The organism is Stenotrophomonas maltophilia group sp. RNC7 (assembly GCF_030910085.1).
In the GTDB taxonomy this organism is placed as follows: Bacteria; Pseudomonadota; Gammaproteobacteria; order Xanthomonadales; family Xanthomonadaceae; genus Stenotrophomonas; species Stenotrophomonas sepilia.
This window is the reverse complement of record NZ_JAVFVN010000889.1, coordinates 64,051-87,107: the sequence shown is the minus strand read 5'-3', so window position 1 is coordinate 87,107 and position 23,057 is coordinate 64,051. Positions and strand designations below refer to the sequence as shown.

The window sequence follows — 23,057 nt, the reverse complement described above, 5'->3', positions numbered from 1 at the left end:
CGGGGTGTCAGCCGCATGGATGCGGCTGCCAAGCCTCCATGGACGGATTTACGGCGTCCCCGCACTCCGGCACCGCCCCGCCATCCCACGGAATGCACGCTGTTGCTGTTGCTTCTGCTCGTAGCGGGTGCAGGGCGCAGCCCTGCAGAACACCCCCTACTCCTGCGGATCGCGGATGATGTGGATGTCGGTCGGGGTCGACAGCGGAATGTTCCGCTCGGCCAGGATCTGCAGCAGGCTGAAGTACAGGTCGCTGCGGGTGGCGTACACCTGCCGCGGGCTGGCCACGTAAGCGAAGCTGTTGATGGTGATCTGGCCACCGGCAATGCTGTCGATGTAGACCGTCGGTGCCGGCTGTTTCAGCACATTCGTGTGCGCGGTGTACGCATCCAGCAGCGCCTGCCGCAGATTGCCGACATCCGTGCTGGGCGGCACCGCGAACTGGATCTGGATGCGGCCCTGGTTGTTGCCCATCGTCATGTTGCGCACGGTCTTGGTGACCAGCTCGGAGTTGGGCACGATCAACGTCGACTTGTCGCCCACCTGGATCTCGGTCGAACGCAGGCTGATGCGGCGGATGTCGCCCTCCTGGTCACCCAGCTTCACCCAGTCACCGATCTTCACCGGCCGCTCGGCCAGCAGGATCAGGCCGGAGACGAAGTTCTGGGTGATCACCTGCAGGCCGAAACCGATACCCACCGACAGCGCGCTGACCAGCAGGGCCAGCTTGCTCAGCTGCAGCCCCATCGCGCTCAGCGCCCAGATCACCGCGATGATGATGCCCACATAGCGGGCAACGGTACTCACCGAATTACGCGCGCCCAGGTCCAGCTCGGTCTTGGGCAGGTAGGTGTCGGTCAGCCAGCGCTGTACCAGCTGGGTAACGGCCAGGCCAGCCAGCAGCACCAGCACCGCCAGCACGATGCGCACCGGCTCCAGCTTGGTTCCGCCAATGTCGAATCCAGAGGTGAACAGCGAGGAGAAGCGCTCCACCACCGCGCCGATGTTGCCGAACGGTGCCACCAGCGCCAGCAGCGCGATCAGTACGACGATGGTGCGCAACGCCGCCGACAGCAGCACGCCCGCCTGTTCCAGCCGGGATACGCTCAGGCCGGTGCTGAGCAGGATGGTCTGGCCGACCTTGCTGTCGGCGTTGAGCATCCAGGTGCTCAGGTCATCGACGAACTTGAACAGCAAGGTTGCGGCCAGCACTACGATGCTGCCGCCGATCAGCTGCTGGTTCACGAACTTGGCGAAATTCAGGTAGCCCAGCAACGTGGCGACGATGGCCGCCACCACCGCGATGTTGCCCGCTACCCGGGCCAGTACCAGCCAGCTGCTGCGGCGCACGGGCGTGGTTGCCCCCACGCCATCGGCCTGTGCTTCCAGCTTGGCCTCGGCCTCGGCGGTCTGCCGCCGATGCAGGCGCGCCAGGGTCACCAGCATGGCCATGATCAGGCCGAGGTAGGTCAGGGCAATCAGGCCGTCCAACGCCACCGTGGTGACATCGCTGGTGCGCGTAGCCTGGTCGAGGGCCACCAGCACCGTGCTCAGCCAGGCCAGTGCCGCAGCGCCCCAGGCGTATTTGCGAAGCTTCAGCGCGGCGGTGTCGTCCAGGTTCAACAGCCGCCATGATGGGCGCTTGGGCACCAGCAGGCAGGCGCTGAGCGCGGCAATGAAGGCCGCACGGAAGGTGGCGGTCTCCAGGCCGTCGGCCACGACCTGCAGGCGCGGCGCGATGGCATCGATCGCATCCAGCGCCGCCATCAGCACCACTACCGCATAACCGGGCAGCAGCGTGCCCACCAGCAGCAGCCACATCGCCAGGCCAGACCGGCGCAGTCGTCCATCAGGCGCGCGCTCGGACGCGGCGAACTGCCGCCCCAGCCTGCGCAGCCACAACCGCAGCGGGAACATCATCACCAGCGCGGCCAGCAGGCCCAGCAACGGCGTGCCCCAGCCATGGGCGCGGATGCCGGCGACCAGCGCGTCACGCCCCTGCTCGGCCAACGGCGCAACGCGCGCGATATCGATCGGCAGGCGCTCGGCCACCTTGCTCCACAACGCGGGCGACAGCGGCGAGGCGACCTTCTGGCCCAGTTCTTCCGTACGTTGTGCGGTGCGCTGCTGCTCGATGTCCGCCGCCAGCTGCTGTGCACGCACGGCACTGGCCTTGGCCTGTGCCACCGACGCGGCCACGCCGTCGCGCTGCCTGGTTATGGCCCGTCGCTGCGCCGCCAGCTCTGGCGGCTCTGTGGTGCCCTCGGCAGGCGTCCCCAGCTGCGCCAGTTGCTCGTTGATGCGATCCAGCTGGGGCTGCAGTGCCTTTTCCAGTGCCTCGGCGTCACGCCGTGCCTGCGAGGCATTCTCGGACAGCATCGCCAGCGTCTCGGTGGCTTCCGCATCGCCACGCTTGCGCTCGACATCCTTCAACCGCGAATCGATGTCCGCCAGCTGCTGCTTGGGCGTGGGGTCCTCCTCCTGTGCCAGCACCGGCGCGGACAGCAGGAAGGCAGTGCACAGCAGCAGGACCCACCAGGGCCCCCGTGCACGGATCGATCGCAGGAAAGAAGACACGCAGCCACACCGGTTCGCGCGGACCACCGCGCCTGCGCGCGACTATACGGCACAGGCGGTAAACGGCGGATGGGGGACGTGCAGCAGTATCAGTACTTCAGGCGCAGCTCTTCCACAGTCGGCTGCTGCAGCGCGTACCAGTCCTGGAACTCTTCCTCGGTGATCTCATCGGGCGCATACACCGCCACCGGGTGCCACTCGTGGTCGGTCGACAGTGGCTGGCGCGGGCCGGCTCGCAGGCTGTAGGCCACGCCCTCGTAGTCGACCAGGTCGTCGACCTGCGGCCACTGTTCGCGTGCGAACGCGGATTCACTCTTCAACAGGATCACCTGGTACATCGGCACCTCCACCTTGGTTGGATCAGGAAAACACGGCGCTGGCGGCAGGATACCGCCATGCCGGTGACAACAGGCACGTCGCAGCGGCGACGGATCGTTCTGGACACGGCCGTCGCCCCGGCTTCACCCGCCCATGGCGAGCCCATGGGCATCGTGGAGGCCCGTCCCTGCCACGATGACCGATGACCGAGCACCCGCCGCTGAAGACCGTCGCCGACCTCAAGCTGCCGCGCTACCTGGGCACCTGGTACGAGATCGCGCGCCTGCCGATGCGCCACGAGCCGGAAGGCTGCACCGATGTGTCGGCGCACTACACCCTGCTCGACAACGGCAACGTCGGCGTCACCAACCGCTGCCGCATGGACGGCGAGATCGAAGAGGCCACCGGCGAGGCCTGCGCCGTCGACAACGACAGCGCGCGCCTGGAGGTCAGTTTCCTGCCCAAGGGCCTGCGCTGGCTGCCGTTCGCCAAGGGCGACTACTGGGTGATCCAGGTCGCCCCGGACTACAGCGTCTCGCTGGTCGGCAGCCCGGACCGCAAGTACCTGTGGCTGCTGGCGCGCGAGCCACGCCTGGACGCGACCGTGCAGGACCATTATCTGGCCGCGGCCCGCCTGCAGGGCTTCGATCTGTCCGAACTGATCCAGACCCCGCATACCGGCCACCCCACCGCCTGAGCACGACCACGCATGGACCTGAAAAGTGGCTACCCCTGGTGGGCAGTGCGCAACGGGCTGCTGCAGGCCTTTCCCCCGCTGGAGCAGGATCTGCGCTGCGACGTGCTGGTGGTCGGTGGCGGCATCACCGGTGCGCTGATCGCCGACGAACTGTCCACCCACGGCCACGAGGTGGCGGTGATCGAGCAGCGCGACATCGGCTGGGGCAGCACGGCGGCCAGCACCGCGCTGCTGCAGTACGAGATCGATACCCATCTGCTGGAACTGGCCGAGCGCTATGGCAACGATGCCGCCGCCCTGGCCTACCTTGCCTGTGCCGACGCGATCCCGGCACTGGCTGAAGTGGCACGCGGGCTGAAGGAGGTGGACTTCCGCCAGATGGACAGCCTGTACCTGGCCAGCCGGCGGCGCGACGTGCCGCGCCTGATGGCCGAAGGAGCTGCACGCCGCGATATTGGACTGGACGCGCGTTGGCTGGACCGCGAAGCCCTGCGCGAACGCTTCGACGTGGATGCCGGCGGCGCCCTGCTGACCCGCCAGGCAGCGCGGGTCGATCCCTACTGCCTCACCTACGGCCTGCTCAAACGCGTGCGCCGCCGCGGCGGCCATGTGCACGACCGCACCGTGCTGCACACGCTGAAGCCTGGCGCGCAGGGGGTGACCGCGATGACCGAGGCCGGCGCCACGGTCCGTGCCCGCCACGTGGTCCTGGCGATGGGCTACGCCAACCAGCGCTGGCTTGAACAGCGGGTCGCGCGCAACCGCAGCAGCTACGCCTTCATCACCGACCCGATCGATGCGGACACGCTGGGCCGGCTGCAGCGCACGATGGTGTGGGAGAGCGCACGCCCGTACCTGTACCTGCGCGCCACCGGCGACCGCCGCCTGCTGGTGGGTGGGCTGGACGACGCCATCGATATCCCGGCGCGGCGCGACCGGCGCGTGCAGCGCAAGGCCGAAAAGCTGATGGATCAGCTCCTGCACTGGTTCCCGCGGCTGGACCCGGTGCCCGCCTTTTCCTGGGCCGGCACCTTCGCCGAAACCGCCGACGGCCTGCCCTTCTTCGGCCCGCACCCGCAGTGGGGCCCGCGGGTGCATTTCGCCATGGCCTACGGTGGCAACGGCATCACCTATTCAATGATCGGCGCCCAGCTGCTGCGGGCCCGGATCGAGCGGCGCAAGCATGCACTGGAAGGGCTGTTCGGGTTCGAACGGTTGTAGCGTGCAGCCAGGCATGGCCTGGCTCTACCGCAAGCGGGCGCCGACAGGCATCATTCAAGCAACCCCTGCTAGCGTCGGCCTGTACCGCCGCGTGTTGCGCGGCCACCTGTCCGCTGGAGCGCCGTCATGATCCGCCCCCTGACCCTGCTGCTGTGCCTGGCCCTGCCGGGAACCGTGCTGGCCCAGTCCGCCGCTGGCGCTACCGCGCCGCAGGCTGCCGGCCTGGACCTGACGCTGCCGCAGGCGCCGCTGCGCTACCTCAACGACCCGGCCCTGCAGCAGGACCCGCCCGGCACCTATTACGGTGACAAGAGCGGCCCGCGCGTGCACGACGACGCCAGGATCGCCGACGTCACCGACGACAAGGTCAAGGTGTCGGGCAGCTTCACCACTGGCATCGGCTATTCCAAGAACGGCGGCAACAGCCACTACAACGCGGCCACGCTGAACCTGAGCAAGAACTACACCACCGATGAGGGCAAGACCCACGGGGTCAACGTCAACATCCACGTGAGCGAAGGCAAGGGACCGGGCTTCTTCGGTCCGTATGGCGGCTATTACGGCCGCGGCCCGGGCTATTGGGACTACCCGCCGCCGTACGGCTGGTAGGGCAGCCTCTGTAGAGCCGAGCCCATGCTCGGCTACGGTTTGCCGCAAAGCCGAGCATGGGCTCGGCTCTACAGAGGCCAACGTCAATCCAGCCAGCCATCGCGCTCGCTGTGCAGGATGCGGCCGTCGTAACCGCTCAGGCGCACCTCCACCTTCTGGTTGCGGGCATTGCGGGCTTCCAGCGACCAGGTCGCCCCATCGCGTTCCAGCGAATGGATCTCGCGCAGGCCATGCGACTGCGCCCGTGCCAGCACCTGCTCGGTGGTCAGCAGCGCGCGGCCGCTGTGCTCATCGAAGATCTCGCCGGTCTTCGGGTCCACGTAGACTTCGCTGAAGCGGCCATCGGCGCGGCTCACGTCGGCTTCCCACAGGCCGTCATCGCGTTCGATCTCGTGGATCTGGGTGTAGCCGGCCTTGCGCAGGGTCTGTTCGACCTGGGCCATGCCCAGCGGTGCGGCCTGTGCGGCCGGTGCAATGGCCAGCAGGGCAACGGTGGCGAGGGTGAGCGACTTCAACATGGGGGTTCTCCTGTTCGTATTCGTGGCCGGACCATCCCGGCAACGCCACGATGCATGCCACGGCTAACAACGCCTTAGCCGTGGCTGTTAGCCGGCTGTTAGTCATCCCCGGCACACTCGCGCCTGCCCCCCTCCTTCTTTCTGCACCCGCATGCTCTCCACCCTGCCCCTGCTGCTGGCCCTGGCCAACGCCCCGATCGCCGCCGCGCCCGTCCAGGACCCGGCGCAGCAGGTCGCGCGCCGCGCCGTGCAGCAGGGCCGCTACGTGCCGCTGGAAAGCGTGGTCCGCGACGCACTCAAGCGCTACCCGGGCCAGCTGCTGGAAGTGGAGCTGGACGACGGCGTCTACGAAGTGGAGATCCTGCGCGGCGACGGCGTGGTGGTGGAGCTGGACTATGATGCGCGCAGCGGAAAGCTGCTGAAGACGGAGCTCGACGACTGATGCGCATCCTGTTGGCCGAAGACGATGCCGCACTGGCACAGCGCCTGGTGCCCCTGCTGGAGCAGGCCGGCTATGTGGTGGCGGTGGTCGCCGATGGCCGCCAGGCCGAGGAGATCGGCCAGATCGAGGACCTGCAGGCGGCCATCGTTGACCTCGGCCTGCCCGGGCTGGATGGCCTGAGCGTGATCGAGCGCTGGCGCGGCAATGGCCGCAGCTTTCCGGTGCTGGTGCTCACTGCGCGCGGGCGCTGGCACGACAAGCTGGCCGGCTTCGACGCCGGCGCCGACGACTACCTGACAAAACCTTTCCAGGCCGACGAACTGGTGCTGCGGCTGCGCGCACTGATCCGTCGCAGCCATGGCCACGCCAGCCCGCGCCTGCACTGCGGTCCGCTGCAGCTGGACGTCAACGCCGGCCGCTTCGAGCTGGATGGCCAGGCGCTGCCCCTCAGCCCGCAGGAGTTCCGCCTGCTCAGCTACTTCATCCATCACAGCGGACAGGTGATCGGCCGCGACCGGCTGGGCGAGCAGGTGTTCGACGGTGGCCACGACCCGGACTCCAATGCACTGGACGTGCTGCTCGGACGCGTGCGACGCAAGCTCGGCATCGACCTGATCCAGACCGTGCGCGGCCAGGGCTGGCGGCTGGCCGCGCCGTGAGCCGGCAACCATCGCTGCGACGGCGCCTGCTGCAGGCCGGCGGCGTCGGCCTGCTGCTGGTCTCGCTGCTGGCCAGCGCGCTGCTGGGCGAGCTGTTCAAGCGCAGCGCGCGCGACCGCCTCGACCACGAACTGCAGCAGGACATGCTGACCCTGCTGGCGCAGGCCGAAGTGGATGCGGACGGACAGCTGCGCCTGCGCCAGGAACCCAATGACGCACGCTTCCAGCGCGTGTTTTCCGGTGCCTACTGGCAGATCGCCGGTGCCGATGGCCGCGTGTTGCTGCAGTCGCGCTCGCTGTGGGACGAAACCCTGCCGGCGCCGGTTGCCGGGCCGGCCACCCGCAACCTGCCCGGGCCGCTGCAGCAATCCCTGCGCGCACGCGTGCAGCAGGTGCGCCTCCCGCGCGCCAGCGAACCGTTCGTGGCCGTGGTCGCCACCGATCGCAGCGCGCTGGATGCGGATGTCGCTGCATTCCGCAAGCGCACCGCCATCGCGCTGGGCGTGCTGGTCGCCGCCTGGCTGGCGGTGCTGGCCAGCCAGGTGCACTTCGGCCTGCGCCCGCTGCATCGCCTCGGTGCGCAGCTGGAACAGGTACGGCGCGGCGACGCGCAACGCATCGACACGCAGGGACTGGGGGCAGAGGTTGCGCCGCTTGGCGAAGAACTCAACGCGCTGCTGGACCACCAGCAACGCATGGTCGCGCGCGCGCGCACCAGTGCACAGGATCTGGCGCATGCGCTGAAGACACCACTGAGCGTATTGGCCACCGAGGCCGACGGCGACGGTACGCACTGGCGCGCCACCGTGCGCGAACAGAGCGCACGCATGCAGGCCAGTGTCGACCGTTACCTGGCTGCAGGACTGGCCGCCGACCATCGCCAGCGCACCGGCGTGGCGGCCGTCGCTCAGGCGATGTGCCGGCTGATGGCACGCGTGCATGGCGAACGTGGCATCACGTTCACGGCGGCCGGTATCGATCCGGCGCTGCAGTTCGCCGGTGCCAGTGCGGACTTGGAAGAGATGCTGGGCAACCTGCTGGACAATGCCGGGCGCTGGGCACAGCGGCAGGTCCAGGTCAGCGCGGAAGCCGACGACGGCCAGTTGCGCATTGAGGTCCGCGACGACGGCCCCGGCCTGGCCGCGGACGCCCTGCAACGGGTCACCCAGCGTGGCGTGCGGCTGGATGAGCGCGTGGGCAGCAGTGGATTGGGGCTGGCGATCGTCGGAGATATCGCCGCCAGTTATGGCGGACGCGTGGCGCTGGAGAATGTACAGCCGGGCCTGCGCGCGACGTTGTGGCTGCCGGTGGGGTGAAACGACCAACCTGACGGTGGGTAGTGCCGGCCGCTGGCCGGCAACCACGTGGTCACCGGGAACGCCCTGCGGAAGCCGGCCTGCGGAAGCCGGCCAGCGGCCGGCTCTACCAAGCGCCAATCCGACCGGCCAGCGTGCACCCGATAGCTGTCGACCTTGGTCGACACGCATCAAGCATCAACGGTGATGCATCCACCAGCAATCAATTGCGTCCAGCGCGATGTGGATGATCAGACCGATGCCGAACAACCGCGTTTTCTTCGGAACGCACAGGCCTGCATACACGGCAATTGCCGGTGCGGTGTGCAGCGGATGGAAACCGATGCTGCAGCGGTTCGGTGCATAGATCGGATCGGCCAGCAGGTGGTCCAGGTCGATGATCCAGCCCAGCAGCATCAACAACCACGCCGAGGCGAAGCGCTTGCGCCAGAACAGCCATGCCAGCAACGCTGGCACGGCGGCATGCAGGAACAGGTGGAAGATCGCGCGCGCGCTCATCGGGGCCGGTAGCGCCGGGCCTATGCCCGGCATTCCCGTTTACCTCAGACCAACGGCTCGTCGGAGAGGTAGGTATAACCGGTCAGGCCGGCTTCCAGCGCGTCCGACAGTTCCTGCGCGCGTTCCGGCGACAGCTGCGCTGCAGCCACGCGCTGCGCATAGGTCGCCCGCAGTTCGTCCAGGCGGTAACCCACGTAATCCAGCATCACGTCAGTGGTATCGCCGCGGCGCTGCTGGGTGATGGCATAGCCATCGGCATCGGCCAGCACTTCCACCGCGTCGGTATCGCCGAACAGGTTATGGATGTCGCCCAGGATTTCCTGATAGGCGCCGACCATGAAGAAGCCGATGCGGTAGCTCTCGCCCGGCTTCATCTTGTGCAGCGGCAGCGAGCTGTCCAGGCTCTCGTTCTCGACATAGGTTTCCACCATGCCGTCCGAGTCGCAGGTCATGTCGGCGATGATGCCGCGGCGGTCCGGGGTTTCGTCCAGGCGCTCGATCGGCACGATCGGGAACACCTGGTCGATCGCCCACACGTCCGGGATCGATTCGAACACGCTGAAGTTGACGAAGTACTTGTCGACCAGGCGCTCGTTCAGTTCGTCCAGCACCGGGCGGTGGCTCTTCTCGTCATAGCTCAGGCGCGCACGCACGCCGTGGGCGATGGCGTAGAACAGATCGTCGATGCGCGCGCGCTGCGGCAGGTCGATCTGGCCCAGCGCGTAGCTGGCCAGGCCTTCGGCATGGAAATGCTGCGCTTCCTGGAACAGTTCCACCGCCGGGCGCACGTCCAGCTCGTCGTGGATTTCGCGCAGGTGTCGGATCGCCGCCGGTTCGTCGTCGTGCTGGTCCGGCACGCGGCCTTCCTGCGCTTCTTCCACTTCCGAGACGTTGGCGATCAGTACCGCGTGGTGCGCGGTCATCGCGCGGCCGCACTCGGTGACGATGCGCGGCGGGGTCAGGCCGAACTCTTCGCAGGCATTGGCCAGCGGCTGCACGATGTTGCTGGCGTAGGAATGCAGGCCGTAGTTGATCGAGCAGAAGCTGCGCGAACGGGTGCCTTCATAGTCCACGCCCAGGCCACCGCCGACATCGACGTGGGTGATCTTCGCGCCCAGGCGCGACAGCTCCACGAAGTAGCGGGTGGCTTCGCGCATGCCGTTGGCGATGTCGCGCACGTTGGAGATCTGCGAGCCCATGTGGAAGTGCAGCAGGTTCAGGCAGTCGGCGTACTCGGTGTCACGCAGCGACTTCCACAGGTCCAGCAGCTGGCGCGGCGACAGGCCGAACTTGGCCTTGTCGCCACCGCTGTTCTGCCACTTGCCGGCGCCCAGCGAGGCCAGGCGCATGCGCACGCCCAGGCCCGGCTTCACGTCCAGCGCCTTGGACTCTTCCAGCACCAGCTTCAGCTCGGACGGCTTCTCGATGACGATGAAGGTCTGCAGGCCCAGCTTGCGGCCGATCAGGGCCAGGCGGATGTACTCGCGGTCCTTGTAGCCGTTGCAGACGATCAGCCCGCCCGGGCGCGACAGCGCCAGCACGGCCATCAGCTCGGGCTTGCTGCCCGCTTCCAGGCCGAAGCCCTCGCCGTGGTGGCTGGCCAGGGTGCCGGCCACGCCGCGGGTCTGGTTGACCTTGATCGGGTACACGGCCGTGTAGCCGCCGCTGTACTCCCAGTCCTGCTGGGCCTGGGCGAAGGCCGCCTGCAGCTTGCCCAGGCGCTGGCCGAGGATGTCCGGGAAGCGCACCAGCAGCGGCAGCTTGGCGCCCGCCGCGCGCGCCGCATCGACCACCTTGGGCAGCGACACCACCGGGCCGTCCGCCCCGGTCGGTCTCACCACCATGTGCCCGGCCTGATCCACGTCGAAGTAACCGTCCGCCCAATGCGGGATCGAGTAGGTCTTGCGGGCTTGGTCGAGGGACCAATCGGTCATTTCAGTCGGCCTTGTTGGCAATAAAAGGGGGGGCATGATAACGCCTATGTGCCCACAGGTTCGTTATCATGCGCGCCCGCGCCCGTGACAGGTTCCAACCTGAACGGGCCGATCCGTCCGGATGTGGCATCTGTGCCACGCGGCCCCGCCCGCCAGCCCGGCTCCACCCCTCCGAACAGGACTGTTTTCCCATGACTGACAGCAACAACTGGTACATCGAACACTTCGAGCGCACCGGCTCGGCCATCGGCTACCGCATCACCGGCAAGCTGGACGAGGTGCAGTCGCCGTTCCAGAAGATCGAGATCTTCCAGACCACCGACTGGGGCAACCTGATGACCATCGACGGGGCCATCATGCTGACCAGCAAGGACAACTTCTTCTACCACGAGATGATCAGCCACCCGGTGCTGTTCACCCACGCCGCGCCCAAGCGCGTGGTGATCATCGGTGGCGGCGACTGCGGCACCCTGCGCGAAGTGCTCAAGCACACCGGCGTGGAGAGCGTGACCCAGTGCGATATCGACGAGCAGGTCACCGTGATGGCGCGCAAGCACTTCCCGGAACTGTGCGACTCCAACGATGACGCCCGCGCCGAGCTGCTGTTCGATGACGGCGTGGCCTACATGGCCAATTGCCCGGCCGGCAGCGTGGACGTGGTGATCGTCGATTCGACCGACCCGGTCGGCCCGGGCGAAGGCCTGTTCAACAAGGCCTTCTACGAGAGCTGCTTCAAGGCCCTGAAGGACGACGGCATCCTGGTGCAGCAGTCCGAGTCGCCGCTGATGCAGCTGGCGCTGATCAACGAGATGCGCACCGAGATGGGCAAGGCCGGCTTCGGTTCGTTCAAGACCCTGCCGTTCCCGCAGCCGTGCTACCCCACCGGCTGGTGGAGCGTGACCATGGCGCGCAAGGGCGACAGCAGCTTCGACTTCCGCCAGGCCGACTCGGCCGCCAAGACCTTCAACACCCTGTACTACACCGCCGCGCTGCACACCGGCGTACTGGTGACCCCGCCGTTCGTGCAGGCGGCATTGAAGGGTTGATCCAAACAGAAACCCGCGCTGGCGACAGCGCGGGTTTTTGCTGTCTGTAGAGCCGAGCCATGCTCGGCTGCTGTTCGGACAGGTTGCGATAAATCAAGCCGAGCATAGGCTCGGCTCTACAGTCACAGCGCCCAGATACCGGCGATGACCGCCACCACCAGGCCCCACTTGATCAGCTGGTAGGCCACCACGCTGCGCTCGCGCAGCGCCTTGGCCTTCAGGCGCACCTTGTAGACGCTGCCGAATGCCTTGTTGACGCCACCGGTCGGGTCACCCGGCAGGTTCGGCGAGGCGCCACCGGCCAGCAGCGTGGCCGCCACCGCGCGGTTGAACAGCCCCGGCAGGCCGAAGCGCAGCGGGCGGGCGATGTCGCAGAACAGGATCACGCGATCCTGCTGGGTCTCGTTGTGTGCATGGTGGATGTAGGTCTCGTCGAACATCATCCACTCGCCGTCGCGCCAGCTCTTCTTGATGCCGTCCACTTCGATGTAGCAGGCATCGTCGTTGGGTGTGCTCAGGCCCAGATGCAGGCGCAGCGAGCCGGCGAACGGGTCGCGGTGCGGGCGCAGCTCACTACCCGGCGGCAGCTGCGCGAACATCGCCGCACGCACATCCGGGATCGACTCGATCAGCGCCGTGGTCTTCGGGCACAGCGTCTTCGCCGACGGGTGCGACGGGCCGTACCACTTCAGGTAGAAGCGCTTCCAGCCTCGGCGGAAGAACGAATTGAAGCCGGCATCGTTGAACGTGCTGGAGGCGGCGATCTTCTGCGCGTCGCGCAGCGCCAGCGCCTCGTCGCGGATCATCTGCCAGTTCTGGCGCAGCGGCTCCAGCTGCGGGAACTCCTTGCCCGGGTCCAGGAACGGCGTGGTCGGCACCTTCGAGAACATGTACATGACCACGTTGATCGGGGCCATGAAACTGGAGTGGTCCAGCAGCTGGCGCGACCAGCGCGCGCGGACCTTGCCACGGAAGTGGATGTACAGCACGCAGGCTACGAACAGCGCTGCAATGACGATTTTGATGATCAAAGCACTTTCCTCCAGCCGGGGCCGGAACGGGAAACGGGGCGATGCACGGCCAGGCGGCCAGCACCGGTGGGGAACGCGGCAGGGGACGGGGACGTGCCGGAGGGGGGCGGCCGCCAATGTCGCGGGTTAACAGCTTATGGTCGGCAGGCCGTGCGCCGGGGTCAAGTTGCGCGTGCGCCGCGTTCAGCCGGTTGTGAACGAGGCACAGGGCGGAGCGCGCAAGCTGTTGATGCTGAAGGCCAACTGGAATAAGTGAGACATAATTGTCCGATTCTGCGTGACGAACTGTTCCAGCCACGACCCCGACATTTCTCCGACAAATCGTGGAATAGCGAACTGGCGAGTACTAAAATTAACGAAAACTTAGTAACTCCCTGTAACACCGGTTCGCTTGACGCATTGCGCCACCCACCGGGTCGTCCGAGACCCCGACATGCATCTTCCTGCCCTGCCCCCCTCCTCCTGCGGCGATGACGCCGCCTCCCCGCTGCTGCTCAAGCGCGGCGAACGTTTCCTGGCCCCCGACGTCTACCGCACCTGCCTGGACGGGCGCGAGGCGGTCATCAAGGACTACTCCCGCTACCGCGGCACTCCCGTTTCGCTGATCGCGCGACTGATGGTGCGCCGGGAAGCCCGCATGCTGCAGCGCCTGGGCGGCTGGAAGCATGCCCCCGCGCTGCTTGGCACCTTGGGTGGCCTGGCACTGGGCATGGAGTTCATTCCCGGCCAGACCCTGAGCACCGCGCAGGCCGTGGGCAATGAAGTGTTCGAGCAGCTGCAGCACGCGCTCAGCCGTTTGCATGCCGCCGGCATCACCCACAACGACCTGCATGGCACCAACGTGGTGGTCAGCGGCGGCGTGCCGGTGCTGCTGGACTTCACCTCCGCCTGGCGCGCCCCGCGCTGGCTGCGCCGCAATCCACTGAGCCGGCAGATGCGCCGCAGCGACATGAAGAACCTGCTGAAGATCCGCCAGCGCGTGACCGGCCAGGCCCCGAGTGCCGCGCAGGCCGCACTGGTGGCCGATCCGGGCTGGGTGGCCGCGGTGCGGCAGGGCTGGAAGCGGTTCTACAAGTGGGCGAAGCGCCGGTAAGCGCTGTTCGCCCTGCATTGCTTGCGCGACTGCGGTTTGCCCCTGCATTTGCCCCGGGCCACACGCCCGATATGCTCTGCGATACTCGTCGGCACGCCACTCGCAAGGACGCTGGGGATGCCGACACCTGAACACACTCGCCTGCTGACTGCAGCCGCAAGATCCATACTGCGCCCCTTGGGCTGCGTGCAGAAAGGCCGTTCGCGCACCTGGCTTGACGACCAGGGCTGGTGGGTCGGGGTGGTCGAGTTCCAGCCTTCGGCATGGGACAGGGGCAGCTATCTCAATGTCGGCGCCTGCTGGCTCTGGGAAGAAAAGGACTACCTGTCCTTCGACGTGGGCGGCCGCGTTGCCGGATTCCAACCCTTCACCGAGACCGCCGAGTTTGCCTCGGCCGCACAGACACTGGCCGAGCAGGCCGCGGCCGAGGTAATGGCCCTGCGTGACCGCTTTCCCACCCCGGGGCATGTGCGTACATTGATGAGTCATCACCCCAAACCGGGCATCCGCGAACACATCCATGCCGGCATCACTGCCGGGCTGGCGGGCGCTTACGACGAGGGTCGCAGGCACTTGGCACTGGCCGCTACGGAGACCCACCCAGCGCCATGGGTCGATGTGCTGAAGCAACGCTGTGCCGAACTCACGCCGCTGCTGCAACCTGATGGCGGCTTCGAGGCAGAGATCGGCGCCATCGTGACGCGCACCCGCCGCGCGCTCGGTCTGCCGGAGTGGCGGTCGTCACCCCTCATTCCGCCCGGTTGATCACACCGGGAGGGCACTTCGTCGCACACGGGTATTCGCGCCTCCCGATCCCGGCTAGGGTCATCGCCTTCCACGCACAGGACTGCACCGAACCATGCGCCGCTGGCTCCTTCTCGCCTGGGCTACCCTGCCCTTCTCCGCCGACGCCATTGTCATCCGCAGCGATGTGGATGACAGCGCCTACCGCGTACCGGCATCCGCGTTCCCGGCCTTGGTCGACCTGCCCGGTGAGGGCCACGGCGTCCTGATCGCGCCGCGCTGGGTGGTGACCGCCGCACACGCCGCGCCCATGGAAGGCATGGACACCGAGGTGCAGATCAACGGTCGCCCGTACCGTGTCGAGCGCGTGTTCGTGCATCCCGGTTACCGGCGCATGCCCGAAGCGCTTGGCCAGGCGGCGCTGGCGTCAGGCAACCCAGGCCCCATCCACGCCTTCCTCGCCGCCTCCGATGACATCGCCCTGATTCAGCTGGCCGCACCGGTCAGCGACGTTGCGCCGGTTCGCCTCTATCGCGGGCAGGCCGAAGCGGGAAAGATCGCTACTCTGGTCGGCAAGGGGGCCACGGGCACCGGCATGACCGGGCTGGCGCCGGGTGGATCGCACCGCGGCATCCTGCGCCGCGCCGAAAACGCAGTGACAGGTGGCAATGGCCGCTATCTGTGGTATCGATTCGACGGGCCCAACGGCGGCCTGCCACTGGAGGGCGTGCTCGGCAGCGGTGACAGCGGCGGCCCGTTGATGATCCACGGCGCTCATGGCTGGGAGCTGATCGGCCTGGGCTCGTGGATCACCGCAGTGCCGGAGCATGCGCTTGAAGCCGGCTACTACGGGCAGGTGGTGCACAACGTGCGCATCTCGCGCTATGCCGACTGGATCGACACCATGATACGCACCGCGCCGTAGAGTCGAGTCTGCTCGACTCAAGCAACCCGCCGGCCAAGCGACAGAGCCGAATAGCCTGGTGGCATTGAATGCCTGACGGGGTAGAGTCGACTGTTAGTCGACTGCTCTTCCCGTCCGTGACCGAAATGCCCGCGCTGCGCGCGATAGTCGACTAACAGTCGACTCTACCCCGTAGCGTTCCCGGGACCAGTCGCGTTCGCGCATCCGGCGATGCACTTACAACGCGTCCGCGTCCAGCTCACCGGTACGAATACGCACCACGCTGCCCAGGTCGTACACGAACACCTTGCCGTCCCCAATCTTGCCGGTGCCGGCGGCCTTCACGATGGCCTCAACCACCGCCTCCACCTGGTCATCGGTTACCGCCACTTCCAGCTTCACCTTCGGCAGGAAATCGACCACATACTCCGCGCCACGGTACAGCTCGGTGTGGCCCTTCTGGCGACCAAAGCCCTTCACTTCCGTCACCGTGATCCCGGTGACCCCACGCTCGGCCAGCGCTTCGCGCACGTCGTCGAGCTTGAACGGCTTGATCACCGCCATGACCATCTTCATCGTCTATCTCCTGTCTTCCGGCGTGGAGGATAGCGCCTGAACGCGGCCCGTGCGAAGCCGCTGCCGCCTGTCCGGGCAGTGGGTGCCAGCAGTATCCTTGTGCCCGAACGGCCTGCCCGCGCCGGATGCACGGGCCCCCCCCCCACGGAGCACCCCATGATCGACCTGAACCAAATCGATGACCTCGCCCGTCGCCTCAGCGACCTGGTGCCGCCGGGCCTGCGCGAATCGCGCGAGGAACTGCAGGCCACCTTCAAGAGCGCGCTGCAGGCCGGCCTGGCCAAGCTCGACCTGGTCACCCGCGAGGAGTTCGAAGTGCAGCGCGCCGTGCTGCTGAAGACCCGCGAAAAGCTGGATGCGCTGGAAACGGCCGTGCGCGAGCTGGAAGGGCGCGGCACCGCAGAATGAAAAAAGGAGGCGCACCGCGCCTCCCGTTTACAGATTATTTCCCGGATGGGGCCTTGCAGCAAGGCCCACCGGGCGCCCTAGACTCGCCGGCCTGTCGATCCGGCAGGACACGCAGGGGCAGTGCCGATGGCGCAGGACACCGAATGGACACCCGTTTCGCATGACACCTGCGACCAGATCGCCGGGCCGTTCTATCACGGCACCCGCGCTGATCTGGCGGTGGGCGAGCTGCTGAGTGCCGGTTTCCGCTCCAACTACCGCGACAGCCTGGTGATGAACCACATCTACTTCACCACCATTGCCAAGGGCGCCGGGCTGGCTGCGGAGATGGCCCGGGGTGAGGGGCGACCGCGCGTGTATGTGGTGGAGCCGACCGGGCCGTTTGAGGACGACCCGAATGTGACCAACAAGAAGTTTCCCGGGAACCCGACGCGGTCGTATCGGAGTGCGCAGCCGTTGCGGGTGGTGGGGGAGATTGTGGAGTGGGAGCTCTACGACGCGGAATTCGTTCGGCAGTTGAAGGCATTTGTTGCTTCGGGGAGTGGGGAGATCATCAATTGATGACCTTTTGGCGTTGGGCGTTGCGCACCTCTTCATCGGCTTCATAGATGTCCAGCCCGAGCTCAATGCCGCGCTCTCCCAGAGCGAGCAGCACGCGGGGCGAAAGCGAGACACCGTCATTGCTGCTGCCCATGAAAAGACCGCAGAACAGGTCAGGTCGGAAGCGTGCCAGAGCCTGCCATACGGCGAGATCGCCGGTGAGTTGATCGAGGATCTCGAAGATCTGAGCGTCCAGATCTTCAGGCTCACGACGCTCCGCATCAAGTTGCCAGCTGCCAGTCCTGGCGATACGCACGGTGCCTGATGGGTTGCCTCTGAGTTCCTGGCCCTTGTGATGCGAAGCGGTCGGGGTCGCCCCGAGCAAGGCACTGACTTCTTCGGGCAGGAGGTCGTCTCCGAAGAATCTGAGGGTTACCAGGGAATGATCGAATGCGGCCATTGGAATCCAGTGCGTAGGCATCGTTGATGTCAGATTACGGCCGACCTGCCCACAAAGCACCATGTGGCGTACTTTCCCCTGGTACAGCGCGATCCTAGAGCGGCCGAGTTCAGCCATCAAGCCGACGCATGGCCGGCCCCACGCGTGGGATCAGGAGCCCTGCCAGATCCACGTTCAAGACACACGGGCAAGTTCGCTACGGGTCGCTGGCAGGTCAGTGATCCACAGGAAATGCCCTGCGCGAGCCAATGTCCGCTCTCGGCCAGTGGTGGACATTGGTGAACGTCATGAGTTGAGCCGCGAAGTGCTTCAGATCGAAAGAACGCCCAGCATCGACCAGTAAGCCTCCTTCTCGTACGAGACACTCTTGCTGTGCCAGTGATTGCCGCCCCTTAGAGCTTCGTAGTGCCCGATCTCCGTGCTGGACAAAGGGCACCAGCCAGATCCGCGGCGAAAGCCGCTTGCGACCTCGACGCCAAGGGGGAAACTGGAAAGAGCATTCTGCTGCGCTTGCGCCAGAGACTCGCCGTTGGCTCCGCCGGTGGATGTGGGGTTGGCAAGTTGCACTCCGTCATCCTCCCAGTTGCAGATCGGACATATGGCGTGGGACCCGTAGACGTCCTCCAGGGTCAGGAAGCCACACGATGGACAAGGCAAATCGATCATTGAGAATCAAGAACCTCAGGTGGACGAATCACTGGACTGGCAGGTGTCGCGTAGGGCTGAAGGGGACGAACGTCCGCTTCGGATCGAGAGCGGCCTCTAGCATTCCGGGTCGCGTTGTCTGGCGCCGGCACGTTTGCATTCAGCCAAGAGCGGGCATCAATCGCAAGAGCCTTCCATATCGTGGAGCACCGACACGAAAGTGTGAGCCCCGTCAGGCCGGCTGGATAGGCGATGCAAGATTCTCAAGCTCGACTCTTGCCGCGATACTGCAAGATGATAACCGGCTAGCGGCCGTGGTCTCTAGAGCAGCTCCATGCCGGAACCAGCCATCTACTCCAGCGATTCGTCACTCCCGCCTTTCCGCCTGGATATGGATACACGAAACACCGGAAGCCAAGGAATGATTGGACCAAGCATCCAGCTCTTCTGCAATTGAGCCATTCAGGAGCCATCCGCGGCCGGTGCCCTGAGCCGAAGCCAGGGCAAGAACCACAAATTCAGGTCACGATTGCGCAGCATGATTGGAGCAGGCACTCACCATGAAGCCGCCCTTCTGATATGGCTCGACGTGGAGATTGCTGACGCCAAGACCAGCTTGCTCAAAAGCTCGCGCCGCCACCTTGAGGGCGGCCTGCTGCGATGTGCAATCGGTGAACAAGCGCCAGTACAACTCCATGAATCCACAATCTTCTAAAAGGCCCTCTGGGCGCGGTTGCGCTACTTATAGCAGAAGGCGCGCACGACCATTTCCCCCCTTGCCACCCATGGTGCGAGCATCAAGGAACAGACAGATGGTTGAAAACGCCCAGGGCTTGAGCAGTGAGACCCCTGGCATGAGCCCCGAGAAGATCACCTTGAGCTGGGCCTGAGAATCGAGAAGTTCCTGGCTGAACCCGCCTGCTCCTGTCGTGCGCCCCCATCAATGCACGGTCTGCGTCTGCAGCACGCTTGAACCCCCGCGCAGCAGGTACAGCGCAACCAGGAATGGCCACAGCGAGTTGATCGACGAGAACAGGCGCTGGGTCAGCCCCCTGAACCCCTCCGGGTCCACGCCCACCACGTTCAACCAGAGATAGACGATGCTCGCGATGCTCACCAACGCGGTCACAGCATAAGCCCTTCGGTTGGCAGACCATGCGCTCAATTCGATGTGCGACATCGCCGGCGCAATGATATTTGCGATACCGATGGTGTAGAAGCCATGCATCGGATGGCCCATGGGCCAGAGCCCGTTGGTCAGCATAGAGACGCCAAAGACCATCCAGCAGATTGCACCTACTGCAATCCGGCGACCGGACTCCCTCCATACCCCGATGGAGAACGCCACGAAGCCTACGCCAGAGCCGATGGCGGCGATCCTGGCGCAGATGCTTGCGAGCGTCGGCGCCTGCAGCAGCTCGCTGGCGTGCTGTGCGAGCGGGTTGTAGCCCGGCGCGAACACGGCGGCAACGCTGGTCCAGAACAGGAACCACGGGAGCGGGAGCAGACCCGCAGACAGAAGAAGTCGATTGCGGCGTAACACGACAGTGATCCTTGTAGCGGCCTGCGCCAGTGGGTGGAGTCCGTTCAAACGCCGCAGAACCTTCCTGCTGCGGGCAGAACAGTTCCGAGTGACTACAGCGGTAGTCAGATTCTGCGTGGCGCCCCGTGGGGTCAATAGGCAGAAAGTCACTCACGCATGGAGGCGAAATACGCGGCATCCATCAGCGACCGTCGGACCAATGTTGTCGCATTTGCCGCTCCCTGCGTCTCTGGCGGAAGGTTCTGACGACTCCGTCCCAGAAGTGCTGCTGCGCCAAGCACGCCAAGGCTCTCGCCGCTTTCCTCGCTATGCGACAATGCCAAAAACGTCTCGGGTTTTGGCGGCATTGCCCCCTACCCGTTGGCATTCCGAACAACAGCAGGTAATCGTTACTGCGCCACCGTGCATCGGTGGTCGGGACTCGAAAACCCGGATTGCTAGACGTAAGTTTGCGCTTGCCAGCCGGCACCACCGCGCGTGGTGCCGGCTGGCAATCCGTCTGCCGGCTATGGCGGGCGGGGCGTGGGGGCCCTCGTGCCCGCCGGCTTTGTCTAGCAACCGGTTTTCGAGCCACGCTCTGCCCGCCACCTTTATCGGTGGCGGCTTCCGCCTGCATGCACGGAGCCAGCCATGACCACGCCGCACTCCCCTCCCCCGCGCCCGATCCAGCAAGCGCCCTCGGCCACTCCGGCCCCGGACCCCAACAGCCTCATCGCCACCCTGCACGCCATCGGTGCCGGTGCCGCAGCCGACGGCCAGCCCTGGCCCGAGCGACATCACCTGCGCAGCCGGCAGATGCAGTTGTCCGACGCCGACTGCGCCCTCACCGGCCAGCGCATCGTTCAGGAGATCCTGCTGGCGGCCGAGCGCACGCGCCAGAACGGTGAGCCCGAACAGTACGTCGGCGACCGGGTGATGGAGGGGCTGGTGATGGCCGATCTGGCACTCACCGCCTTCATCCACGAGCGGATGCGACCCAAGGACTGAGCGCGCTTATGGCGCGGACCTTTCTGCCTGTGTGCGGGGTGACGAATGAAGATGCACGGCCTTGCCGCTGCGGCGGTGTGCATCGCGGTGATCGGCGCGATGTGGGTGGAGTGGCCTGAGCCCGCGGGCAATCAGGTGTGGGCCTACCAGAAGCTGCAGCCGGCCGATTACCGCCTGCTGCACAGTGATGCGCTCGGCTTCGTGACCGCGAAGGCCCACGAGGGTTTTGAACTGCACACGCGCCATGCCAGGGCAACGTCCTTCGAGATCCGATGCAAGGGCGTGCTGGTGATGGAGGTGGAGAATGCGCCCTCGCGCGTGCTGATCCGCATGCCCGCCGATGCACGGTGGCGGGCGCCGGACATCGAGCGTCTACGCACCAGCTTCGAGCGCTGGCTGGATCTGCATCAGAGCCAGGGACGGTTGCTGGTGGAAAGTGCGGGGCCATCGTGGGTTGAGAAGCGGTTTGGGCGCTTCAATGGGCTGGTGCTGGATGAGCAGCGGTGTCTGTTTGGGGCGCCCGGCATCCGCCAGCCCGATCCCAGCAACGACTTCAGCGCTGAAGTGCCTTCGTAGGCTGACGCTCACAGTTGCGCTGCGCCTGCACCGCAAGGGGCCGCCCGATGCTCGATCATCAAGGACGGCGCCAACGTCAGGGGCGGTCTGTACTGATGGAAACCGAGCCGTCTTCCAGCAGGTGGACGTTTACATATGCGTCTGGCGGAGGTATCCGATCGATCGACGCCCCTGCGGGGAGAATGTCCCAACTGGTGATCGAGCCGCAGACTGTCCTATGCACCAATCGGCGACTATCCAACCCTCGCTTGGCAAGCTCGGCCACAACTACTTCAGGAGGCTGGCGGTCGAAGCCCTTGTAGGCGGTGCACGTCTCTCCCGTCTGGCCAATGGGATACGTTGAACTCTCCACCTCATCCCGGCACCCCGGCAGGCCCATGGCGAGCGAGAGGGCCATCAGTACTCGCAAGCCACGATAGAATTGTAGTGAACGCAGTTTTTCCAGCAGCTGATGTGGAGATTGGCATGCTTTCACTTGCACGCTGGTGAACCGGCCCCTGAAAAGAACAAGCCGCCCATTGGGCGATTTGTTCTTTGGTGCGAACGAAATCCCGGGACGGTGCACGCCTATCGCCTTCGATGCGAATTTTCCCACCACTGCTTCAGCGCAAGAAGCAGTTGAAGGAATAGAAAGATCACCGCGAAGTAGCCCCAAATACGCAATCCCGTGTGCATAGCGTCCGGGTAATTGCGGTACGTGAGAACTGCGAAGTACGAAACGCCAAAGACCGCAGCGAGAAGCTGAGTGCCTATGAAGCCTTTCAACAAGGGACTCATTTCTTCTTCTCCAAGTCCTTCTGTACGATAGTCGCCCCTGCTCCCGCCAGGCCCTGGCCCGCTTGGGACGCCGCACCCTGGAGCGCCGATTGCCTGGGAATGGCAGTTCCGGTTGACGCAGTGGCAGTTGCCATGTTCGGTCCACCTGGGCCGCGGGATTGACTCAGCCGTTGGAGTGATCCCCGTGCAGCTGGGCCTGCGAAATCACCCATGGCAACGCCAACCCCGGAGGCTGCCAATCCACCCGCTGCACTGCCAATCGCGTTTGAAGCGACGCCCTCCGCCGTGATGGGCTGCCCTTTGATTGCGCTCTCTGCGGCGGAGCCGGCACCGCCTGCCACCGCATTGACCACGGTCTGTATAGCAACTGCACGCCCTACCGAAATCGTGCCAGATCCGACTGCCGCAACGGCTACTCCACCGGCGCCTCCGGAGACAGAGCCAACCGCAGCCGCAATGCCAGCCTCCACTTTGTCGATAGGCTTATCCGGATTCATGGCTTTCTGGACTGCGATATCTGCGAGGCCGCCCAGGACGGCACCATAGATGAATGGCATTACCGGAACTCTTCCGTCCGGATCGGTGAAGGAATACGGATTGCCATAAGCGTAGCTGTAGCGATTGAAGTGTTTCGGACTTGAATGCGTGGAGATCGGATCCACCGAGAGGAAGAGTCCCAAGTGGGGATCATAGTAGCGCTGCTGCATGTAGCTCAGCCCAGTGGCAGCGTCGCTCACGTGTCCCGTATATCCAGGTCCATCCGCAACCTGCCCACCAACAACGGCCCCATAGGGTTCGTAGTCATAGCGCTTGACCACGTTGCCATTGGCGTCGGTCTCGGCAACCACCGAACCAAGCGCATCAGTATGAATGTAGGTGACCGTCTCGGCGCTTGCCGATGGCGCCAACGCCAAGCTCATCATTGGTATGCAACTGAG

27 protein-coding genes are annotated in these 23,057 nt (G+C 65.6%); 14 read left to right on the top strand and 13 right to left on the bottom strand.

What is annotated here, in order from left to right:
• Nucleotides 1-156: 156 nt before the first annotated feature.
• Entirely contained in the window at nucleotides 157-2,577 is a 2,421-nt protein-coding gene (locus RCF13_RS23190) for a DUF3772 domain-containing protein (RefSeq protein ID WP_134968419.1), read from the bottom strand.
• 89 nt (nucleotides 2,578-2,666) lie between these two features.
• Nucleotides 2,667-2,915 carry a hypothetical protein gene (locus tag RCF13_RS23185; protein WP_061480245.1) on the bottom strand — a complete coding sequence of 83 codons (249 nt, stop codon included), beginning with the start codon at nucleotides 2,913-2,915 and terminating at the stop codon, nucleotides 2,667-2,669.
• Nucleotides 2,916-3,097: 182 nt separating this feature from the next.
• Between RCF13_RS23185 and RCF13_RS23180 the strand changes: the two genes are divergently transcribed.
• The 3 genes from RCF13_RS23180 (at nucleotide 3,098) to RCF13_RS23170 (ending at nucleotide 5,422) form a co-directional block, all read left to right on the top strand.
• Nucleotides 3,098-3,592, top strand: a complete 495-nt coding sequence (locus RCF13_RS23180; RefSeq protein ID WP_005419954.1) for a lipocalin family protein — start codon at nucleotides 3,098-3,100, stop codon at nucleotides 3,590-3,592.
• 12 nt (nucleotides 3,593-3,604) lie between these two features.
• Nucleotides 3,605-4,813, top strand: coding sequence for an FAD-dependent oxidoreductase (locus tag RCF13_RS23175; RefSeq protein ID WP_134968418.1), 1,209 nt, complete (start codon nucleotides 3,605-3,607; stop codon nucleotides 4,811-4,813).
• A gap of 126 nt (nucleotides 4,814-4,939) precedes the next feature.
• On the top strand, nucleotides 4,940-5,422 hold the full coding sequence (locus RCF13_RS23170; protein WP_134968417.1) for a hypothetical protein: 483 nt from the start codon (nucleotides 4,940-4,942) through the stop codon (nucleotides 5,420-5,422).
• An 83-nt stretch (nucleotides 5,423-5,505) separates the two neighbouring features.
• On the opposite strand, the gene RCF13_RS23165 is transcribed toward RCF13_RS23170, so the two are convergent.
• Nucleotides 5,506-5,940: a PepSY domain-containing protein gene (locus tag RCF13_RS23165; protein ID WP_072167930.1), complete on the bottom strand. Its 435-nt coding sequence runs from the start codon at nucleotides 5,938-5,940 to the stop codon at nucleotides 5,506-5,508.
• A gap of 151 nt (nucleotides 5,941-6,091) precedes the next feature.
• Between RCF13_RS23165 and RCF13_RS23160 the strand changes: the two genes are divergently transcribed.
• Genes RCF13_RS23160 through RCF13_RS23150 form a run of 3 tightly spaced genes read left to right on the top strand, consistent with a single transcriptional unit; the run spans nucleotide 6,092 to nucleotide 8,357 of the window.
• Nucleotides 6,092-6,382 carry a PepSY domain-containing protein gene (locus RCF13_RS23160; protein ID WP_065198236.1) on the top strand — a complete coding sequence of 97 codons (291 nt, stop codon included), beginning with the start codon at nucleotides 6,092-6,094 and terminating at the stop codon, nucleotides 6,380-6,382.
• Nucleotides 6,382-7,041: a response regulator transcription factor gene (locus RCF13_RS23155; protein WP_005419968.1), complete on the top strand. Its 660-nt coding sequence runs from the start codon at nucleotides 6,382-6,384 to the stop codon at nucleotides 7,039-7,041. The genes RCF13_RS23160 and RCF13_RS23155 overlap by 1 nt, the downstream gene beginning before the upstream one ends.
• Nucleotides 7,038-8,357, top strand: coding sequence for a sensor histidine kinase (locus RCF13_RS23150; RefSeq protein ID WP_231352360.1), 1,320 nt, complete (start codon nucleotides 7,038-7,040; stop codon nucleotides 8,355-8,357). Before RCF13_RS23155 ends, RCF13_RS23150 begins: the two co-directional genes overlap by 4 nt.
• 177 nt (nucleotides 8,358-8,534) lie before the next feature.
• On the opposite strand, the gene RCF13_RS23145 is transcribed toward RCF13_RS23150, so the two are convergent.
• Both RCF13_RS23145 and speA read right to left on the bottom strand, forming a co-directional pair.
• Nucleotides 8,535-8,855: a DUF6122 family protein gene (locus tag RCF13_RS23145; RefSeq protein WP_049439080.1), complete on the bottom strand. Its 321-nt coding sequence runs from the start codon at nucleotides 8,853-8,855 to the stop codon at nucleotides 8,535-8,537.
• Nucleotides 8,856-8,899: 44 nt separating this feature from the next.
• On the bottom strand, nucleotides 8,900-10,789 hold the full coding sequence (gene speA / locus RCF13_RS23140) for an arginine decarboxylase (RefSeq protein WP_061480252.1): 1,890 nt from the start codon (nucleotides 10,787-10,789) through the stop codon (nucleotides 8,900-8,902).
• 191 nt (nucleotides 10,790-10,980) lie between these two features.
• On the opposite strand from speA, the gene speE reads away from it, so the two are divergent.
• Nucleotides 10,981-11,835 carry a polyamine aminopropyltransferase gene (gene speE, locus RCF13_RS23135; protein ID WP_072167936.1) on the top strand — a complete coding sequence of 285 codons (855 nt, stop codon included), beginning with the start codon at nucleotides 10,981-10,983 and terminating at the stop codon, nucleotides 11,833-11,835.
• Nucleotides 11,836-11,957: 122 nt separating this feature from the next.
• On the opposite strand, the gene RCF13_RS23130 is transcribed toward speE, so the two are convergent.
• The gene (locus tag RCF13_RS23130) at nucleotides 11,958-12,863 is read right to left on the bottom strand and encodes an aspartyl/asparaginyl beta-hydroxylase domain-containing protein (protein WP_032954620.1); all 906 of its coding nucleotides are present in this window, start codon (nucleotides 12,861-12,863) and stop codon (nucleotides 11,958-11,960) included.
• Between the two features lie 436 nt (nucleotides 12,864-13,299).
• Here RCF13_RS23130 and RCF13_RS23125 point away from each other — a divergent pair, with 436 nt between their 5' ends.
• The 3 genes from RCF13_RS23125 (at nucleotide 13,300) to RCF13_RS23115 (ending at nucleotide 15,628) form a co-directional block, all read left to right on the top strand.
• The gene (locus RCF13_RS23125; protein WP_005419978.1) at nucleotides 13,300-13,959 is read left to right on the top strand and encodes an RIO1 family regulatory kinase/ATPase; all 660 of its coding nucleotides are present in this window, start codon (nucleotides 13,300-13,302) and stop codon (nucleotides 13,957-13,959) included.
• A 117-nt stretch (nucleotides 13,960-14,076) separates the two neighbouring features.
• A complete protein-coding gene (locus RCF13_RS23120) occupies nucleotides 14,077-14,724 on the top strand; it encodes a hypothetical protein (RefSeq protein ID WP_227844576.1) in 648 nt (215 codons plus the stop codon).
• A gap of 94 nt (nucleotides 14,725-14,818) precedes the next feature.
• Nucleotides 14,819-15,628 (top strand): trypsin-like serine protease, encoded by an 810-nt coding sequence (locus tag RCF13_RS23115; protein ID WP_134967941.1) that lies wholly within the window; start codon nucleotides 14,819-14,821, stop codon nucleotides 15,626-15,628.
• 216 nt (nucleotides 15,629-15,844) lie between these two features.
• On the opposite strand, the gene RCF13_RS23110 is transcribed toward RCF13_RS23115, so the two are convergent.
• Nucleotides 15,845-16,183, bottom strand: a complete 339-nt coding sequence (locus RCF13_RS23110; RefSeq protein WP_005411374.1) for a P-II family nitrogen regulator — start codon at nucleotides 16,181-16,183, stop codon at nucleotides 15,845-15,847.
• 156 nt (nucleotides 16,184-16,339) lie between these two features.
• Between RCF13_RS23110 and RCF13_RS23105 the strand changes: the two genes are divergently transcribed.
• Nucleotides 16,340-16,591: an accessory factor UbiK family protein gene (locus RCF13_RS23105; protein WP_012512353.1), complete on the top strand. Its 252-nt coding sequence runs from the start codon at nucleotides 16,340-16,342 to the stop codon at nucleotides 16,589-16,591.
• A 126-nt stretch (nucleotides 16,592-16,717) separates the two neighbouring features.
• A complete protein-coding gene (gene arr, locus RCF13_RS23100) occupies nucleotides 16,718-17,152 on the top strand; it encodes an NAD(+)--rifampin ADP-ribosyltransferase (protein ID WP_134967942.1) in 435 nt (144 codons plus the stop codon).
• On the opposite strand, the gene RCF13_RS23095 is transcribed toward arr, so the two are convergent.
• The 4 genes from RCF13_RS23095 to RCF13_RS23080 all read right to left on the bottom strand — a co-directional run bounded on the left by RCF13_RS23095 (nucleotide 17,145) and on the right by RCF13_RS23080 (nucleotide 19,779).
• On the bottom strand, nucleotides 17,145-17,591 hold the full coding sequence (locus RCF13_RS23095; RefSeq protein WP_134967967.1) for a DUF4279 domain-containing protein: 447 nt from the start codon (nucleotides 17,589-17,591) through the stop codon (nucleotides 17,145-17,147). The genes arr and RCF13_RS23095 overlap by 8 nt on opposite strands.
• A gap of 309 nt (nucleotides 17,592-17,900) precedes the next feature.
• Nucleotides 17,901-18,257, bottom strand: coding sequence for a CPCC family cysteine-rich protein (locus RCF13_RS23090; RefSeq protein ID WP_134967943.1), 357 nt, complete (start codon nucleotides 18,255-18,257; stop codon nucleotides 17,901-17,903).
• A gap of 502 nt (nucleotides 18,258-18,759) precedes the next feature.
• Complete coding sequence (locus RCF13_RS23085; RefSeq protein ID WP_231352362.1) at nucleotides 18,760-18,933, bottom strand: hypothetical protein; 174 nt, start codon at nucleotides 18,931-18,933, stop codon at nucleotides 18,760-18,762.
• Between the two features lie 243 nt (nucleotides 18,934-19,176).
• Nucleotides 19,177-19,779, bottom strand: a complete 603-nt coding sequence (locus RCF13_RS23080) for a DUF998 domain-containing protein (protein WP_134967944.1) — start codon at nucleotides 19,777-19,779, stop codon at nucleotides 19,177-19,179.
• 630 nt (nucleotides 19,780-20,409) lie between these two features.
• Here RCF13_RS23080 and RCF13_RS23075 point away from each other — a divergent pair.
• Together RCF13_RS23075 and RCF13_RS23070 are read left to right on the top strand one after the other, a co-directional pair.
• Nucleotides 20,410-20,766, top strand: coding sequence for a hypothetical protein (locus RCF13_RS23075; protein ID WP_134967945.1), 357 nt, complete (start codon nucleotides 20,410-20,412; stop codon nucleotides 20,764-20,766).
• A gap of 45 nt (nucleotides 20,767-20,811) precedes the next feature.
• Nucleotides 20,812-21,342 carry a cold-shock protein gene (locus tag RCF13_RS23070; RefSeq protein WP_134967946.1) on the top strand — a complete coding sequence of 177 codons (531 nt, stop codon included), beginning with the start codon at nucleotides 20,812-20,814 and terminating at the stop codon, nucleotides 21,340-21,342.
• A gap of 76 nt (nucleotides 21,343-21,418) precedes the next feature.
• Here the strand turns inward: RCF13_RS23070 and RCF13_RS23065 are convergent, their stop codons facing one another.
• Nucleotides 21,419-21,937, bottom strand: coding sequence for a hypothetical protein (locus tag RCF13_RS23065; RefSeq protein WP_229298489.1), 519 nt, complete (start codon nucleotides 21,935-21,937; stop codon nucleotides 21,419-21,421).
• 178 nt (nucleotides 21,938-22,115) lie between these two features.
• Entirely contained in the window at nucleotides 22,116-23,042 is a 927-nt protein-coding gene (locus RCF13_RS23060) for an RHS repeat-associated core domain-containing protein (protein ID WP_231352769.1), read from the bottom strand.
• Between the last annotated feature and the right edge of the window lie 15 nt (nucleotides 23,043-23,057).